A 14,418-nucleotide genomic window follows, 5' to 3' on the forward strand; every position below is an offset into this window, starting at 1 on the left:
CAGGTAAGTGATTCGGATGAATAAGAGCAGCTAACAACGCTACAATTTCAAGAACGCGGGGGATAGAATGGGGCAGCTCATAGACGGCATGTGGAAAGACATCTGGTATGACACCCAATCTACCGGCGGCCACTTCAAACGTTCCACATCACAGTTCCGCAATTGGGTTAGCGCTGATGGTCAAGCAGGCCCGCAAGGTAACGCCGGTTTTAAAGCCGAGGCACATCGTTACCATTTATATGTTTCTCTCGCCTGCCCGTGGGCGCACCGCACCTTATTAATGCGCAGCTTGAAAGGGCTTGAATCACTGATTTCAGTATCAGTGGTGCATCCACTGATGCAGGAGAATGGCTGGACATTCGACAGCGACTTCCCCGCAGCCACTGGCGATGAGCTGTATCAGCTTGATTATCTGTATCAACTCTATCTGCGCGCAGACCCCCATTATAGTGGGCGCGTGACGGTGCCGGTGTTATGGGATAAACAGCAGCAAACTATTGTCAGTAATGAATCCGCCGATATTATTCGCATGTTCAATAGTGCTTTCGATAGCGTAGGGGCAAAAGCGGGTGATTACTATCCGCTTGAATTACGTGGATGTATTGATGACATCAATGGTTGGATTTACGATCAAGTCAATAATGGTGTTTATAAAACGGGTTTTGCCACCACGCAGAGCGCCTACGACGAAGCGGTAAATATGTTGTTCGATGCATTGGACAAAGTAGAGCAGATTCTGGCAAAACAACGTTATCTGACCGGCGAGCAGTTAACTGAGACCGATTTGCGTTTATGGACTACGCTGGTGCGTTTTGATTCAGTGTATGTCACGCATTTCAAGTGTGATAAGCACCGTATCAGCGATTATCACAACTTATATGGCTTTTTACGCGATATTTACCAGATAGCTGGAATCGCCGCAACGGTAGACTTTGCCCATATTCGTCATCATTACTATCGCAGCCACGGCACCATCAACCCTTACGGTATTATTTCCATCGGCCCACAGCAAGACCTGCTGGAGCCGCATGGCCGAGATACCCGTTTTGCTTAGTAACAGGTTAACACACTGTCGCCGCTCACTTATTCGCAAACAGTTTGGGGATCTCGCGCAGACACCACGACTTGGCCTCACCCATACTGTCACGCCGCCATGCCATAATAATATCGGCCTCACGGCTATATTCCGGCCCGACAACCTTTAAGCGCCCCGCTTCAATGTCTTTCTCTACCATCTCATACGGCATGGTTGCAACCCCCAGACCCGCTAATAATGCCCGCCGCTTATCTTCAATGGTACTGACAGTGAGCCGTTGCTGTTTATCCAGCAGTTGTACCGAAATAACGGGGCGCTCACGGGCCGTATCTGCCACAGCAACGGCGCGATATTTTACCCGCGTAAGCTCAGAGAGCGGCTCTGGTTCCAGATGAATGGGGTGATCCGGACTGGCAACATAAATACTGGTCACTTTATACAGTTTACGGCTGTTAATCTCCGAAGATGCGCGAAAGTGCATATCTGGTGCAATCACGATATCGGCACGCCCCTGCTCTAATCGCTCCCATGCACCGGCTAATACTTCAGTAAAAATAGACATTTGGGTATTGGCTTTAAGTGCCAATTTGTCGATAAGGGGGAACAACTTCCACGCCGGTGATAACGCCTCGCTGACGAGAGTGATGTGAGTTTCCCAACCGCGTGCCAATGCCTCGGCATCGGTGGTCAGCTTATCAGCCGCCTCCAGCAGCACCCTGCCGCGATCCAATAACATGCGCCCGACGTTGGTAAATTTTGTACGATGCCCTGACCGGTCAAATAACACCACATCCAGTTCATCTTCCAACTTCTGCATGGTATAGCTCAACGCAGAAGGCACACGACCCAGCTCATCGGCCGCTGCCGCAAAACTGCCACGGCGATCAATGGCATCCATCACTCTTAATGCTTCTAACGTTAGCGCCCGATCTTTAGCCATTATTCTTCTCAATCAGGAAATTTGAATATTGCGACCAGATTAACTGGCTAACAATCCGGCGTCCAGACGATTACCATCTGTTTATCGATTAATATTGGGATAGAACAATCATGATCACATGCAGAACAGCAAAACAGTGCGGGCAAGCTGACTATGGTTGGTTTCAGGCGCGTTATACCTTCTCTTTTGGCCACTATTTTGATCCTAAATTATTAGGTTACGCTTCACTGCGCGTTTTGAATCAGGAAGTGCTGGCACCGGGTGCGGCCTTCCAACCAAAAACCTACCCACCTGTCGATATTCTGAACCTGATTTTACAAGGTGATGCAGAGTATCGGGACAGCTTGGGTAACCATGTGAGCGCTAAAACTGGTGATGTACTGCTGTTCTCCACCCAGCCCGGCGTCAGCTATAGCGAACATAATCTAAACAGTGATAAGCCATTGACCCGAATGCAATTATGGCTGAATGCTTGTCCTAAACAGGAAAATAACCCAGCTCAGCGGCTGTCATTATGTACACAATCATTACGGCTTTTGGCCTCGCCTGATGGTGAGCACGGCAGCCTGACACTGCGCCAGCAAGTATGGGTACATCATCTGGATTTAGCCGCCGGCGAACAACATACGATTGATTTGCACGGTACCAGAGCTTATCTGCAATCCATTCATGGAACCGTCGCCGTGGCAGGCCCTCAAAGCAATGAGCCACAGCGACTGACCTGCGGTGACGGCGCGTTTGTGCGAGAAGAGCAGCATCTGGTGATTAAAGCTGAAACCCCACTGCGGGCGCTGCTGATTGATTTGCCTGAGTGAATGAGGGCGGTAAATCCGGTCAATACTTAATGGGAGGAACACGAGGTTCCACCCGAGTTAACCCAGCGGGCAGATTACAATCCAGTGAGTTTTTCCAGAGCTTCAGGATAGCGCTCACCGGTTAAGGTCACTTTTGCTGCTGCACTATCAATCTCTTGCAAGTCAGCAGCGCTCAATTCTACATTTATCGCCCCCAGATTCTCTTCCAACCGATGCAAATTACGCGTACCGGGGATCGGAACAATCCACGGTTTTTGTGCCAATAACCATGCCAACGCGATTTGTGCCGGTGTCGCGCCCTTTTGCTGAGCCACTTCCTGAATCAAGCTAATCAATACCTGATTCGCTTTTAATGCCTGCGGTGTGAAGCGTGGCAGCGTGTTACGAAAATCATCACTGGCAAGCTGCGTTGACTCACTGATCTTACCGGTCAGATAGCCTTTACCCAGTGGACTATAAGGCACCAAACCAATCCCAAGCTCCTCCAACATAGGAATGATTTCCTGCTCCGGCTTTCTCCACCATAACGAATATTCACTTTGCAATGCACTCACCGGCTGAACAGCATGGGCACGGCGAATTGTTGCCACTCCAGCCTCAGATAGGCCAAAGTGTTTTACTTTGCCCTCTTTGATTAAATCCTGAACCGCGCCTGCCACATCTTCAATCGTCACGTTCGGATCGACGCGATGTTGATAGAACAAGTCAATAACATCGGTTTTCAAGCGCTTAAGTGACGCTTCTGCCACTCTTTTGATATGTTCTGGTCGGCTATTCAAACCGATCCATTTCGGCCCGCCGTTAGGATCGGCCTGAAAGCCAAATTTGGTGGCAATCACCACTTTGTCACGCAATGGGGCCAACGCCTCACCCAATAATTCTTCATTGGTGTAAGGCCCGTAGACCTCGGCGGTATCAAAGAATGTTACCCCCAGATCTACCGCTTTATGCAGTAAGGACATCATCTCCTGCTTATCCGCAGCCGGGCCATAACCGAAACTCATCCCCATGCAGCCTAAACCCATTGCTGATACTTCCAGATTACTGCGACCTAGTCTGCGCTTTTGCATTTTCTTTACCCCTATCGGTTGTTATTTACCATCACAAGGCATTCACCAAATGAATATCGGTTGCAGAAAAGGTAGCAAATGCCTGGGCTGAGTATTAGAGGGATAAATGTGCATGGGTATATGAATTTAATTCATAAATATAGCTATACTCGAAAATACCATTCGCTAATCGGTCAGGCATTCCTGATGTTAAAATAGAATTTTAACGACTTAATTTCATTTCTCATGGTGGTCAGAGAACGTAGCTTCACCAAAGCGGCGGCTAAATTAGGCGTTTCGCAATCAGCGTTAAGCCACTCTATTCGCGGGCTGGAAGATCGCCTTGAACTTCGCTTACTAACCCGAACTACCCGCAGTGTCGCGCCAACCGAAGCAGGGGAAAGGCTGGCAAACAGCCTTGGGCCACGTTTTGCCGAAATTGAAAGTGAACTGAATGCGTTAAGTGAAATGCGCGCCCGGCCCGCAGGTAACATCCGCATCACCGCCGGAGAACATGCTGTCGATTCAATTCTCTGGCCAGTGCTGAAATCATTCCTGGTGGAATATTCTGATATTAATGTGGAAATCACGGTGGATAACACCTTAACCGACATTGTGACTGGCCGCTTTGACGCAGGTATCCGCCTTGGAGAACAAGTCGCAAAAGATATGATTGCGGTGCGAATTGGCGCGGATATGAGTATGGCCGTCGTCGGCTCACCATCATATCTGGCTAAATACGACATCCCTGTCACACCGGCTGATTTGCAGAATCACCGTTGCATCAATATGCGCCTGCCAACGATGGATGGCCTGTATGCATGGGAATTTGAAAAAGCGGGCAGAGAGCTAAAAGTGCGAGTCGACGGGCAACTGACGTTTAATAGTTTACGACAACGTATTGACGCAGCAACCATCGGTTTTGGCCTAACAATGGTGCCAGCAGACACGGTAAAAACAGAGATTGCCGACGGCAGTTTAATCAGAGTACTGGAGGAGTGGTGTGAACCGTTCCCCGGTTATTACCTCTATTATCCAAGCCGCAGACAACACACCACCACATTTTCGTTGTTTGTCGACGCCTTACGTTATCAGTGTTAATCCAAACAAAAACCCCGCCGAAGCGGGGTTTTATGGAATGAGTGGAGTTGACCGGTAAGCCGCTTTCTTTTGGTGAAAAGCGTCGTGGACAGTCATTCCTCTCAAACATACATCACATAAACAAAAACCCCGCCGAAGCGGGGTTTTGCGGAATGAGTGGAGTTGACCGGTAAGCCGCTTTCTTTTGGTGAAAAGCGTCGTGGACAGTCATTCCTCTCAAACATATATCACATAAACAAAAACCCCGCCGAAGCGGGGTTTTGCGGAATGAGTGGAGTTGACCGGTAAGCCGGGTTCTGTCGTGGACAGTCATTCCTCTAGGCCAGCAATCGCTCACTGGCTCAAGCAGCCTACCCGGGTTCAGTACGGGCCGTACCATGTGAACCCCTATTTGGCCTTGCTCCGGGTGGAGTTTACCCTGCCACGAACTGTTGCCAGCCGCGCGGTGCGCCCTTACCGCACCCTTTCACCCTTACCTGATCCCACTTACGCGGGCCATCGGCGGTTTGCTCTCTGTTGCACTTGTCGTAGGCTTGCGCCTCCCAGGCGTTACCTGGCACCCTGCCCTATGGAGCCCGGACTTTCCTCCCCTTCACCTGTCTCCCCCGAAAGGGACGGCAGCGAAGCGGCGACTGTCTAGTCAACTCCGCGGCGGATTATAATCACATTACTGTTGAATGTCATCTTCCGCTTGCTCTTGAGCACTATCTTGCTGTTCAAGTGCATACTTATAGAGCGCATTCTTTTTCACGCCGTGGATTTCAGCAACCAATGCTGCCGCTTTCTTCAGTGGTAACTCTTTTTGCAATAATGCTAAAGTACGTAATGCAGCGGCCGGTAAAGCATCATCAGCCTGCACTTTATGCCCTTCAACAATCAAGACCATCTCACCCCGACGGCGGGTTTCTTCTTCCTGAACCCAGGCCAGTAGCTCACCAACCGGCGCGCCGTGAATAGACTCATAGGTTTTGGTTAACTCTCTGGCAAGTACCACATAGCGTTGTGGGCCAAGTACGGTTACCATGTCCTGTAAACTTTCCAATAAGCGATGGGTTGATTCATAGAAGATCAGTGTTCGAGGTTCCTCAATCAGCGCTTGCAGAGTATCCTTACGGCCTTTGGTTTTCGCAGGCAGGAAGCCTTCGTAACAAAAACGATCAGAAGCAATACCTGCGGCAGAAAGTGCTGTAATCGCCGCGCAAGCGCCCGGTAATGGCACAACGCGGATGCCCGCTTCACGGCAACGGCGTACTAAATGGTAACCAGGATCGTTAATCAGCGGCGTGCCTGCATCTGAAACCAGTGCAATACTCTGGCCTTCTTGCAGTTTTGCCAGCAATACATCAGCTTTTTGTTGTTCGTTATGGTCATGAAGTGCAAACAGGCGGGCGCTAATCGCAAAGTGCTGTAACAGCAGCCCCGTATGGCGTGTATCTTCTGCCGCAATCAAATCAACGCCTTTCAGTACCTCTAGCGCCCGGTGGGTAATGTCCCCTGGATTACCGATTGGGGTAGGTACCACATAAAGCGTAGATGCAGAAATCACAGCTCGATCGTGTTGATTCATTGTTTCATCCGAATTACCGATTTAATATTGAGCATCTTGAAAAAAACATCACTGGATACAGTATGCTTTCCTCAACATTCGTTCGTTCCAAAGCAGGGCTTGTCCCTGTTGTTCTGGCTGCACTGATTCTGGCAGCCTGTTCAGGCAGAGCGCCACAAACGCTGCCACCTGCAAATATACAGGACGAAGCAAGCGCTAACTCTGATTATTATCTGCAACAGTTGCAACAGAGCAGTGATGATAACAAGGCTGACTGGCAATTACTCGCCCTTCGTGCCCTGTTACGCGAAGGGAAAATCCCTCAAGCGGCGGAACAGCTCGGTACTTTGCCAGCGGACCTGAGTGATACTCAGCGTCAGGAACAACAATTGCTGACCGCAGAATTGCTGATTGCGCAGAAAAACACCCCTGCCGCAGCCGATGTTCTTAGCAAGCTGGATGCCAGCAAGCTCTCAGCAAATCAGCAAGTTCGCTTCTATCAGGCGCAAATCGCCGCCAATCAGGGTAAAGCGACTCTGCCGCTGATTCGTGCGTTTATCGCTCAGGAGCCGCTGCTGAAAGATAAGGCCCATCAGGACAATATCGATGGCACCTGGCAAGCGCTGGCGCAGCTCACGCCACAAGAATTAAATAACATTGTGATTAACGCGGACGAAAACGTGCTGCAAGGCTGGTTGGATTTACTGCACGTCTATCAGGATAACAAACAAGACCCCGATATGCTGAAAGCTGGCATTAAAGATTGGCAAAACCGTTATCCACAAAATCCGGCAGCGAAAAACCTGCCGACAGCGTTAACGCAAATCAGTAATTTTAGCCAGGCATCCACTGCAAAAATTGCCCTACTGCTGCCATTAAGTGGCCCAGCACAGGTGTTTGCCGATGCCATCCAACAAGGTTTTACTGCCGCGCAAAATGGCTTGCCAGTGAATGCCCCGGCTCCGGTGACACCAGATGCAACGGCCACGACACCAACTGATGCCACTGCAACACCGGTGACTGATATTGCCACGCCAGCGCCAGTGGCAACCCCTGTTGCCACCAGCCATGCACAGGTAAAAGTCTACGACACGACGACTCAACCGATCGCAGCATTGCTGGCGCAAGCTCAACAAGATGGCGCGACGCTGGTGGTCGGCCCGTTATTGAAACCGGATGTAGAACAACTGAGTGCAACGACCAGTACGCTTAATATTCTGGCATTGAATCAGCCGGAAGTAAGCAAAAACAATCCGAATATCTGTTACTTCGCCCTGTCTCCAGAAGATGAAGCGCGCGATGCGGCTCATCATTTATGGAGCCAGGAAAAGAGAATGCCGTTGCTGCTGACACCGCGTGGTGCCTTTGGTGATCGCGTCGCCAAAGCCTTTGCAGAAGAGTGGCAAAAGCAAGGTGGGCAGACGGTATTGCAGCAAAACTTTGGCTCAACGGCTGAGTTGAAACAAGCCATCAACAGTGGTGCGGGCATCCGCCTGACCGGTCAACCGGTGAGTGTTTCAAGCGCACCTGCCACAACACCAGCATCTGTTACCATTGCGGGCCTGACTATTCCTGCACCGCCGGTCGATGCACCTGTGGTTTCAACGTCTGTCGGTGGTAACATTGATGCGGTTTATATCATTGCCACACCAGCCGAACTGACACTGATTAAACCGATGATTGATATGGCGACCACCACCCGCAGCAAACCATCGCTGTTTGCCAGCTCACGCAGCTATCAGGCCGGTGCTGGCCCGGATTACCGCCTGGAAATGGAAGGCGTGCAGTTTAGCGACATTCCATTGATGGCAGGGTCTAATCCAGCACTGATGCAACAGGCATCGGCTAAATATGCCAACGACTATTCGCTGGTGCGATTGTACGCTATGGGTATTGATGCATGGGCATTGTCGAATCACTTTGCCCAAATGCGCCAAATTCCTGGTTTCCAGGTCAGCGGTACTACCGGTGATTTGACCGCATCAGAAGATTGCGTGATCACCCGTAAACTGCCTTGGCTGCAATACCGTCAGGGGATGGTGGTGCCAGCAGCATAAAGTGATTCGGGCGACAAATCTGTCTGGAACAGATTTGAACGCGGCTTGCAGCGGCCTCGCAGAGGCGAGGCCCATGGACGGGCCGAGTAACGAGCGTAACTAACAACCCTGCAACCTCAAGGACGAAGAAAAATGAGCCAACGGAGTATTGGCAAACAGTATGAAATACAGGCCCGCCACCATCTGGAGCGGGCTGGTTTAGCATTTCAGGCAGCCAATGTGACCTGCCGTGGTGGTGAAATTGACCTCATTATGCGTGACGGGGCAACTTGGGTATTTGTGGAAGTTCGCTTTCGACGCAATGCCCTGTTTGGTGGTGCTGCGGCCAGTATCACCTTTAGCAAGCAACAACGGCTACTCCGTGCCGCCGCCGTTTGGCTGGCACAGCGGGGCGCCAGTTTTGCCACCACACCGTGCCGTTTTGATGTATTTGCCATCACGGGTAGCCAGACAGAGTGGCTGCCTAATGCCTTCAATGCGGATTGACAATTTTCTCCGGCCTGATGCCGGGCGATATCTTACTGAGTGAGTTAAATCAACGTGCTGGATAGAATCAAAGTCTGCTTTACTGAAAGTATTCAAACCCAGATTGCCGCGGCAGAGGCACTGCCTGACGCCATATCTCGTGCAGCGATGACGTTGGTTCAGTCACTGCTCAACGGCAATAAAATTCTTTGCTGTGGTAACGGCACCTCTGGGGCTAACGCGCAACATTTTGCGGCCAGTATGATAAACCGTTTTGAAACGGAGCGGCCAAGTCTGCCTGCCATCGCTTTAAATGTTGATAATGTTGTGCTGACCGCCATTACTAACGACCGTTTGCACGATGAAGTCTACGCCAAACAGGTGCGGGCGCTCGGCCATGCCGGTGATGTTTTGCTCGCCATTTCCACTCGCGGCAATAGCCGTGATATTGTGAAAGCTGTCGAAGCGGCAGTCACCCGTGATATGACCATCGTCGCACTTACCGGTTACGATGGTGGTGAACTGGCCGGTTTGTTGGGTCAGCAGGATGTCGAAATCCGCATTCCTTCACACCGCAGCGCCAGAGTTCAAGAAGTACATATGCTCACAGTGAATTGTCTGTGTGACTTAATTGATAACACCCTATTTCCTCATCAGGACGATTAAAGGAGCACGAATGAAGGTTGGTTACATATTTGCCCTGCTATTCAGCGCCCTGCTGTTGCAAGGTTGTGTCGGCGCAGTGGTGGTTGGCACCGCAGCAGTTGCAACCAAATCCGTCACGGACCCACGTTCGGTCGGTACTCAGGTCGATGACGGTACATTGGAAGCCCGAGTCGTTAACGCGTTAAGTAAAGATCAGCAGATAAAAAGTCAGACGCGATTTGTGGTTACCGCTTATCAAGGGAAAGTCCTGCTCACGGGCCAAACACCAAACGCAGAGCTGTCTAGCCGCGCTAAACAGATTGCAGCGGGTGTCGACGGTGCAACAGAAGTGTACAACGAGATGCGCTTGGGTAAACCGGTTGATCTGACCACCGCATCAATGGACACCTGGATCACCACTAAAGTCCGGTCACAGCTACTGACCGCCGACTCGGTTAAATCCTCCAATGTGAAGGTGACCACTGAAAACGGCGAAGTGTTCCTGCTGGGCCTGGTAACTCAGCAAGAAGGGCAATCAGCGGCACAGATTGCCAGCCAGGTTAGTGGCGTTAAGCATGTCACTACAGCGTTTACTCTCGTGAAATAATCCGTTAGTTAGAAAGAGCAATCCTATTATGGGCCGGGAGAAATCCAGGCCCATTTTTAACTATCCAAAACATCAAACCATTAGTCTAAATCATTCGCCTGAATGAACTCTTTCCCACCCAACTGCCGCATCTGGCGCAATATCCACTGTTGGCGTGAAATGACATAACCCGATGGCGCATTCACCTTAAAACGCAGTGGATTGGGTAGAACTGCCGCTAATAGAGCGGCTTCTGATGCGCTCAATTTACTGGCCGGTTTATTGAAGAAATGGCGAGCCGCCGCTTCTACGCCAAAAATACCGTCGCCAAACTCCGCAATATTTAGATAAACTGTCAGGATACGACGCTTGGTCCACACCAACTCAATACCTGCGGTCAATCCCACTTCCAGACCTTTACGCACCCAGCTACGGCCATCCCAGAGAAACAGGTTTTTGGCGGTTTGTTGTGACAGGGTGGATGCACCACGGATACGATTTTGATTACGCTGGTTATGGGATAACGCCGACTCGATAGCACCAACATCAAAGCCCCAATGCCCGGGGAACTTTTGATCCTCAGCCGCCATAACCGCCAGCGCCATATAAGGTGAGATCTCATCCATCGGCACCCAGTCGGAGTGCGCAACATAAGAAAAATCACCGGTAAGCCAGGCTCCCAGTTGCCTTTCGATCATCACCATAGAAAAAGGAACCGGCAAAAAGGCGAAAATCAAAATGCCCGCCAACCACAGCGCGACGATGCCGATAATCCCCCGTTTCCCCCAATACCACAGCCAATTCAATTTGCGCCTGACTGACGTCATTGAGTTAAATCCAGCACCTTAGTCACCAATTTATCAATGCCTTTTGCTGCTTCAGAAATTGACCCTGCCAACATGTAAGCCGGTGTTGTCACCACTTTATTTTCAGCATCAACCACCACATCATCAGCAGGGCAAATAATATGCTCTCCGCCCATAATTTCAATTGCCTCAATCGTGTCGGGATCGTTACCAATAGTCAGGCGTACTGGCTTACCCAGCAGTTTGGGCAGCATTACCGGAGAAATACACATAAACCCAATTGGTTTACCTGACTTATGCATTGATTGCGTCAACTTAACTAAATCCGGATCAATAACACATTCAGGACCTTGTATTGCAAAATCGCTCAAGTTCTTTGCCGAACCAAAACCCCCAGGGACAATCAGGGCATCTAGTCGGTTTGAGTCCGCATCGCAGAGCGGAGCAATCTGTCCACGGGCAATCCGCGCAGACTCCACTAAAACATTCCGCTCCTGCGCAACCACCTCACCATTAAAGTGATTAATAACATGAAGTTGTGGTTTGTTTGGCGCGAAGAACAATACGCGTGCACCCGCACGATCCAATGCCAGAATGGTTAAGACAGACTCATGTATCTCGGCACCGTCGTAAACACCACATCCACTGAGTACCACACCGACTGTTTTCATCTCACCTCTCCTTTTCTCACTATGTCAATCGCTTAATACGTTCGAGTAACAAAGATGTGTCTCTATCACAAATTTTAATGAATCTTGTAACAAGAGCGCTTACATTTGCTATGTTGTTGCTTGTATGATGTATGGACGAATCCTTACAATCTGCGAATTCACTCGAAATCGAAATAATATACTCTCAATAATTCGAGTTACAGGATGGCGGCAACTGAGCGAATCCCCAATCGGTAAACGATTGGGCGAATGAAAGCAGCCAACGCACATGTAACCTGGAGTATGACGAGTGTCGCAGGTTAACGATTTCCCTGGTGTTGGCGCAGTATTCGCGCACCCCGGCCTCGGTCGAGGTTATTTTTTTTCAGCTTTCGCCGCCCACTCACGTAACACCTGCACATCATTGCGCCATTCTAATTTTAATTCATCAACCCAATCTTGCACGTTATCCCACCATGCTGGCAGTGTCGGGGTTTGAATTTGTTGTGCAAGCTGCTGTATGTGGCGTAAACCTACCGACCCCGCCGCACCCTTAATTTTATGTGCTTCTTCGGTAATGCCCTTTTGATCCCGCGCCGTCATGTTCGAATCCAGCACCGCCAAATAACTCGGCATCATTTGTTCAAACATTTCCAGGCTTTGATAGATCAATTGTGGGCCAACCAGGTCGATGTATTGTTCCAGCATGGCTGTATCAAGTAACGATTCGTGGGTTTGCATCACTTTATGCTCCTGTTTTTTTGCCGCGTTTAAGGGCTTCTGATCCCAGAATTGCTTGATCATCGCCGTAAGAGCGGGAACGGACAACGGCTTACTCAGCACATCATCCATTCCGGCATCTAAATATTCTTTTTTATCTTTTAGAACGTTAGCGGTTAACGCTACCAGCGGTGGTAACGATTGCTGGCCATAGTCCGCACGAATTTTCCGCGCAATATCCAGCCCACTCATATCTGGCAATTGAATATCCAGCAGCACCAAATCAAAATCATCAGGCTTGAACATCGCCAAGGCATCGTGGCCGTTCATCGCCACTTCAACACTGTTACCTAATTTTTCTAATACAGAACGCGCTACGATGACGTTCAGCTCGATATCTTCCACCAGCAATATGTGCAGAGCAGGTAGTGGTATCTCCTCGCTTGACGGCACACTGAAAGCCTCCGGCACTGCGGGAGCCTGGATAGTCAGCGTAAAGCAAGAACCGGCCCCTTGCCGACTTTGCACGGTAATATCGCCTCCCATGCTTTGTGCCAGACGTTTAGAAACCGCCAGGCCGATACCCGTACCGGTAGCAGGCTGACCGCCATTGTGGTCTTTCACCTGATAGTACATGGCGAAAATCTTATCTTGTTCTTCTTCAGGGATACCCATGCCAGAGTCTTCTACTTCAAAAGTCAGGCGGTCGGTGTCCTCACGGTGTACCCGTACCACAATTTTGCCTTGCTGGGTAAACTTCACCGCATTACCAATTAGATTCCATAGGATTTGGCGCAAGCGAGTGCCATCGGTAATCACCTTTTCCGGCAATGGCAGTTGCGGTTCCATAATGAATTTCAGCCCTTTCGGTTGAACCAACAGGCCAGAGAGGTTTTCCAGATCCGCCATAAAACCAGTAAAATCAATTGGTTGATTATCAAGCTGAACTTTCCGTCGCTCAAGTTTATCCATCTCAATGATATCGTTGAAAATATTCCCAAGCGTGATAGCACTGACGTGAATGGTTTTGAGGTATTTCAGTTGTTCTGCGTCTAATTCAGTATCCAGCAGAATGCGACTCAGGCCAACAATGCCATTAAGGGGGGTCCGCAACTCATGGCTGATAGTTGAGATGAAGGTGGTTTTATCCCTACTGGCGTTCTCCAGCGCGTCCTGATAGCGCTTACGCTCGGTTATATCGCGCCCGAAGCCCATCAACCCATGCCGTTTGCCTACACGATCATAAAACGGCACTTTTCGCAGCTCAAAGCAGGCTTTACGGCCATCGGGATACACCAACCACTGTTCGTAGGTCAGGGAAACATTGTGGCGGAAGACTTTTTCATCGGTTTCCATCACTTTTTCAGCGATATCGGGGGCGTAAACATCTTTTGGCGTCAATCCGACTAGCTGCTTCTCACTTTTACCGATTAGCAGTTCCATCGCCCGGTTGCAGCCGGAGAATTCATTGTCTTCGTTACGGTAATAGACCAAATCCGGTGAGGCATCCAAAAAGGAGCGCAATAAGGCTGACTGCTGCCCTAGCTCAACCTGAGCCTGTTCACGGTGGCCCATTTCTTCTTTCAGTTTGTCGACCACTTGCAGATGCGCTTTTTCGGCTTTTTCCCGTTCGACGATTTCCTGATTAAGTTGTGCAATATTTTCCGTCAATTGCTTATTCAGCTCCAGATCACGATACCGCATCACTTCAAGCTTTTCGACCAGTCGTGACAGGCGCTGGCGCGACTCCTCCAGTTGCTCAACCACCACCGATAAGAAGTAGACCGCCCACGGGGTTATCAGCAAGCCAAAGAAGATAGAGCGCACCAGATCAAGAACCCCGACAGAACCGCTCAAGACTAACGTGACGGCCATCTGAACCACCATCGCCAGCAACACCAACACCGATGCCAATAGCAACGAGAAGCGAACCAGCCCTAACTTAACCATTAAATCAACGTAGTACTGGGCTAATACCCTGATTTGCTTCATAGCAGCTCCT

At 50.0% G+C, this 14,418-nt stretch carries 13 protein-coding genes and 1 other RNA gene; 7 read left to right on the forward strand and 7 right to left on the reverse strand.

The annotated features are described in order from the left end of the window. The first annotated feature begins 67 nt into the window (after positions 1 to 67). Positions 68 to 1,054, forward strand: a complete 987-nt coding sequence (locus tag YALDO0001_RS06920; RefSeq protein WP_042839534.1) for a glutathione S-transferase family protein — start codon at positions 68 to 70, stop codon at positions 1,052 to 1,054. Between the two features lie 25 nt (positions 1,055 to 1,079). On the opposite strand, the gene YALDO0001_RS06925 is transcribed toward YALDO0001_RS06920, so the two are convergent. Then, the gene (locus YALDO0001_RS06925) at positions 1,080 to 1,976 is read right to left on the reverse strand and encodes a LysR family transcriptional regulator (protein WP_004701308.1); all 897 of its coding nucleotides are present in this window, start codon (positions 1,974 to 1,976) and stop codon (positions 1,080 to 1,082) included. 110 nt (positions 1,977 to 2,086) lie between these two features. Here YALDO0001_RS06925 and YALDO0001_RS06930 point away from each other — a divergent pair, with 110 nt between their 5' ends. After that, a complete protein-coding gene (locus YALDO0001_RS06930; protein ID WP_004701309.1) occupies positions 2,087 to 2,791 on the forward strand; it encodes a pirin family protein in 705 nt (234 codons plus the stop codon). A gap of 74 nt (positions 2,792 to 2,865) precedes the next feature. On the opposite strand, the gene YALDO0001_RS06935 is transcribed toward YALDO0001_RS06930, so the two are convergent. Next, entirely contained in the window at positions 2,866 to 3,861 is a 996-nt protein-coding gene (locus tag YALDO0001_RS06935) for an aldo/keto reductase (RefSeq protein ID WP_004701311.1), read from the reverse strand. 213 nt (positions 3,862 to 4,074) lie between these two features. On the opposite strand from YALDO0001_RS06935, the gene YALDO0001_RS06940 reads away from it, so the two are divergent. Next, the gene (locus YALDO0001_RS06940; protein WP_261372390.1) at positions 4,075 to 4,941 is read left to right on the forward strand and encodes a LysR family transcriptional regulator; all 867 of its coding nucleotides are present in this window, start codon (positions 4,075 to 4,077) and stop codon (positions 4,939 to 4,941) included. Positions 4,942 to 5,210: 269 nt separating this feature from the next. Here the strand turns inward: YALDO0001_RS06940 and rnpB are convergent. Beyond that, positions 5,211 to 5,589, reverse strand: an RNA gene (gene rnpB / locus YALDO0001_RS19680) — RNase P RNA component class A. A gap of 19 nt (positions 5,590 to 5,608) precedes the next feature. Further along, positions 5,609 to 6,508, reverse strand: a complete 900-nt coding sequence (gene rsmI / locus YALDO0001_RS06945; protein WP_042839535.1) for a 16S rRNA (cytidine(1402)-2'-O)-methyltransferase — start codon at positions 6,506 to 6,508, stop codon at positions 5,609 to 5,611. Positions 6,509 to 6,570: 62 nt separating this feature from the next. On the opposite strand from rsmI, the gene YALDO0001_RS06950 reads away from it, so the two are divergent. From YALDO0001_RS06950 to dolP, 4 genes are all read left to right on the forward strand, one after another. Then, positions 6,571 to 8,544, forward strand: coding sequence for a penicillin-binding protein activator (locus YALDO0001_RS06950; RefSeq protein WP_042839551.1), 1,974 nt, complete (start codon positions 6,571 to 6,573; stop codon positions 8,542 to 8,544). A 132-nt stretch (positions 8,545 to 8,676) separates the two neighbouring features. Further along, positions 8,677 to 9,030: a YraN family protein gene (locus tag YALDO0001_RS06955; protein ID WP_004701322.1), complete on the forward strand. Its 354-nt coding sequence runs from the start codon at positions 8,677 to 8,679 to the stop codon at positions 9,028 to 9,030. 54 nt (positions 9,031 to 9,084) lie between these two features. Continuing rightward, complete coding sequence (gene diaA / locus YALDO0001_RS06960; RefSeq protein WP_004701325.1) at positions 9,085 to 9,675, forward strand: DnaA initiator-associating protein DiaA; 591 nt, start codon at positions 9,085 to 9,087, stop codon at positions 9,673 to 9,675. A 10-nt stretch (positions 9,676 to 9,685) separates the two neighbouring features. Next, positions 9,686 to 10,261 carry a division/outer membrane stress-associated lipid-binding lipoprotein gene (dolP, locus tag YALDO0001_RS06965; protein WP_004701326.1) on the forward strand — a complete coding sequence of 192 codons (576 nt, stop codon included), beginning with the start codon at positions 9,686 to 9,688 and terminating at the stop codon, positions 10,259 to 10,261. 80 nt (positions 10,262 to 10,341) lie between these two features. Here dolP and mtgA read toward each other — a convergent pair whose 3' ends face one another. From mtgA to arcB, 3 genes are all read right to left on the reverse strand, one after another. Then, positions 10,342 to 11,067: a monofunctional biosynthetic peptidoglycan transglycosylase gene (gene mtgA, locus YALDO0001_RS06970; RefSeq protein ID WP_042547036.1), complete on the reverse strand. Its 726-nt coding sequence runs from the start codon at positions 11,065 to 11,067 to the stop codon at positions 10,342 to 10,344. Then, a complete protein-coding gene (gene elbB / locus YALDO0001_RS06975; protein ID WP_004701330.1) occupies positions 11,064 to 11,717 on the reverse strand; it encodes an isoprenoid biosynthesis glyoxalase ElbB in 654 nt (217 codons plus the stop codon). Before elbB ends, mtgA begins: the two co-directional genes overlap by 4 nt. 354 nt (positions 11,718 to 12,071) lie before the next feature. After that, positions 12,072 to 14,408, reverse strand: coding sequence for an aerobic respiration two-component sensor histidine kinase ArcB (gene arcB, locus YALDO0001_RS06980; RefSeq protein ID WP_004701332.1), 2,337 nt, complete (start codon positions 14,406 to 14,408; stop codon positions 12,072 to 12,074). Positions 14,409 to 14,418 lie beyond the last annotated feature (10 nt).

It is taken from the genome of Yersinia aldovae ATCC 35236, from assembly GCF_000173735.1.
GTDB lineage: Bacteria > Pseudomonadota > Gammaproteobacteria > Enterobacterales > Enterobacteriaceae > Yersinia > Yersinia aldovae.

Coding starts and splice junctions, on each gene's coding strand:
- YALDO0001_RS06920 (WP_042839534.1), top strand. CDS start 68: ATGGGGCAGCTCATAGACGGCATGTGGAAAGACATCTGGTATGACACC.
- YALDO0001_RS06925 (WP_004701308.1), bottom strand. CDS start 1,976: ATGGCTAAAGATCGGGCGCTAACGTTAGAAGCATTAAGAGTGATGGAT.
- YALDO0001_RS06930 (WP_004701309.1), top strand. CDS start 2,087: ATGATCACATGCAGAACAGCAAAACAGTGCGGGCAAGCTGACTATGGT.
- YALDO0001_RS06935 (WP_004701311.1), bottom strand. CDS start 3,861: ATGCAAAAGCGCAGACTAGGTCGCAGTAATCTGGAAGTATCAGCAATG.
- rsmI (WP_042839535.1), bottom strand. CDS start 6,508: ATGAATCAACACGATCGAGCTGTGATTTCTGCATCTACGCTTTATGTG.
- YALDO0001_RS06950 (WP_042839551.1), top strand. CDS start 6,571: ATGCTTTCCTCAACATTCGTTCGTTCCAAAGCAGGGCTTGTCCCTGTT.
- YALDO0001_RS06955 (WP_004701322.1), top strand. CDS start 8,677: ATGAGCCAACGGAGTATTGGCAAACAGTATGAAATACAGGCCCGCCAC.
- dolP (WP_004701326.1), top strand. CDS start 9,686: ATGAAGGTTGGTTACATATTTGCCCTGCTATTCAGCGCCCTGCTGTTG.
- mtgA (WP_042547036.1), bottom strand. CDS start 11,067: ATGACGTCAGTCAGGCGCAAATTGAATTGGCTGTGGTATTGGGGGAAA.
- elbB (WP_004701330.1), bottom strand. CDS start 11,717: ATGAAAACAGTCGGTGTGGTACTCAGTGGATGTGGTGTTTACGACGGT.
- arcB (WP_004701332.1), bottom strand. CDS start 14,408: ATGAAGCAAATCAGGGTATTAGCCCAGTACTACGTTGATTTAATGGTT.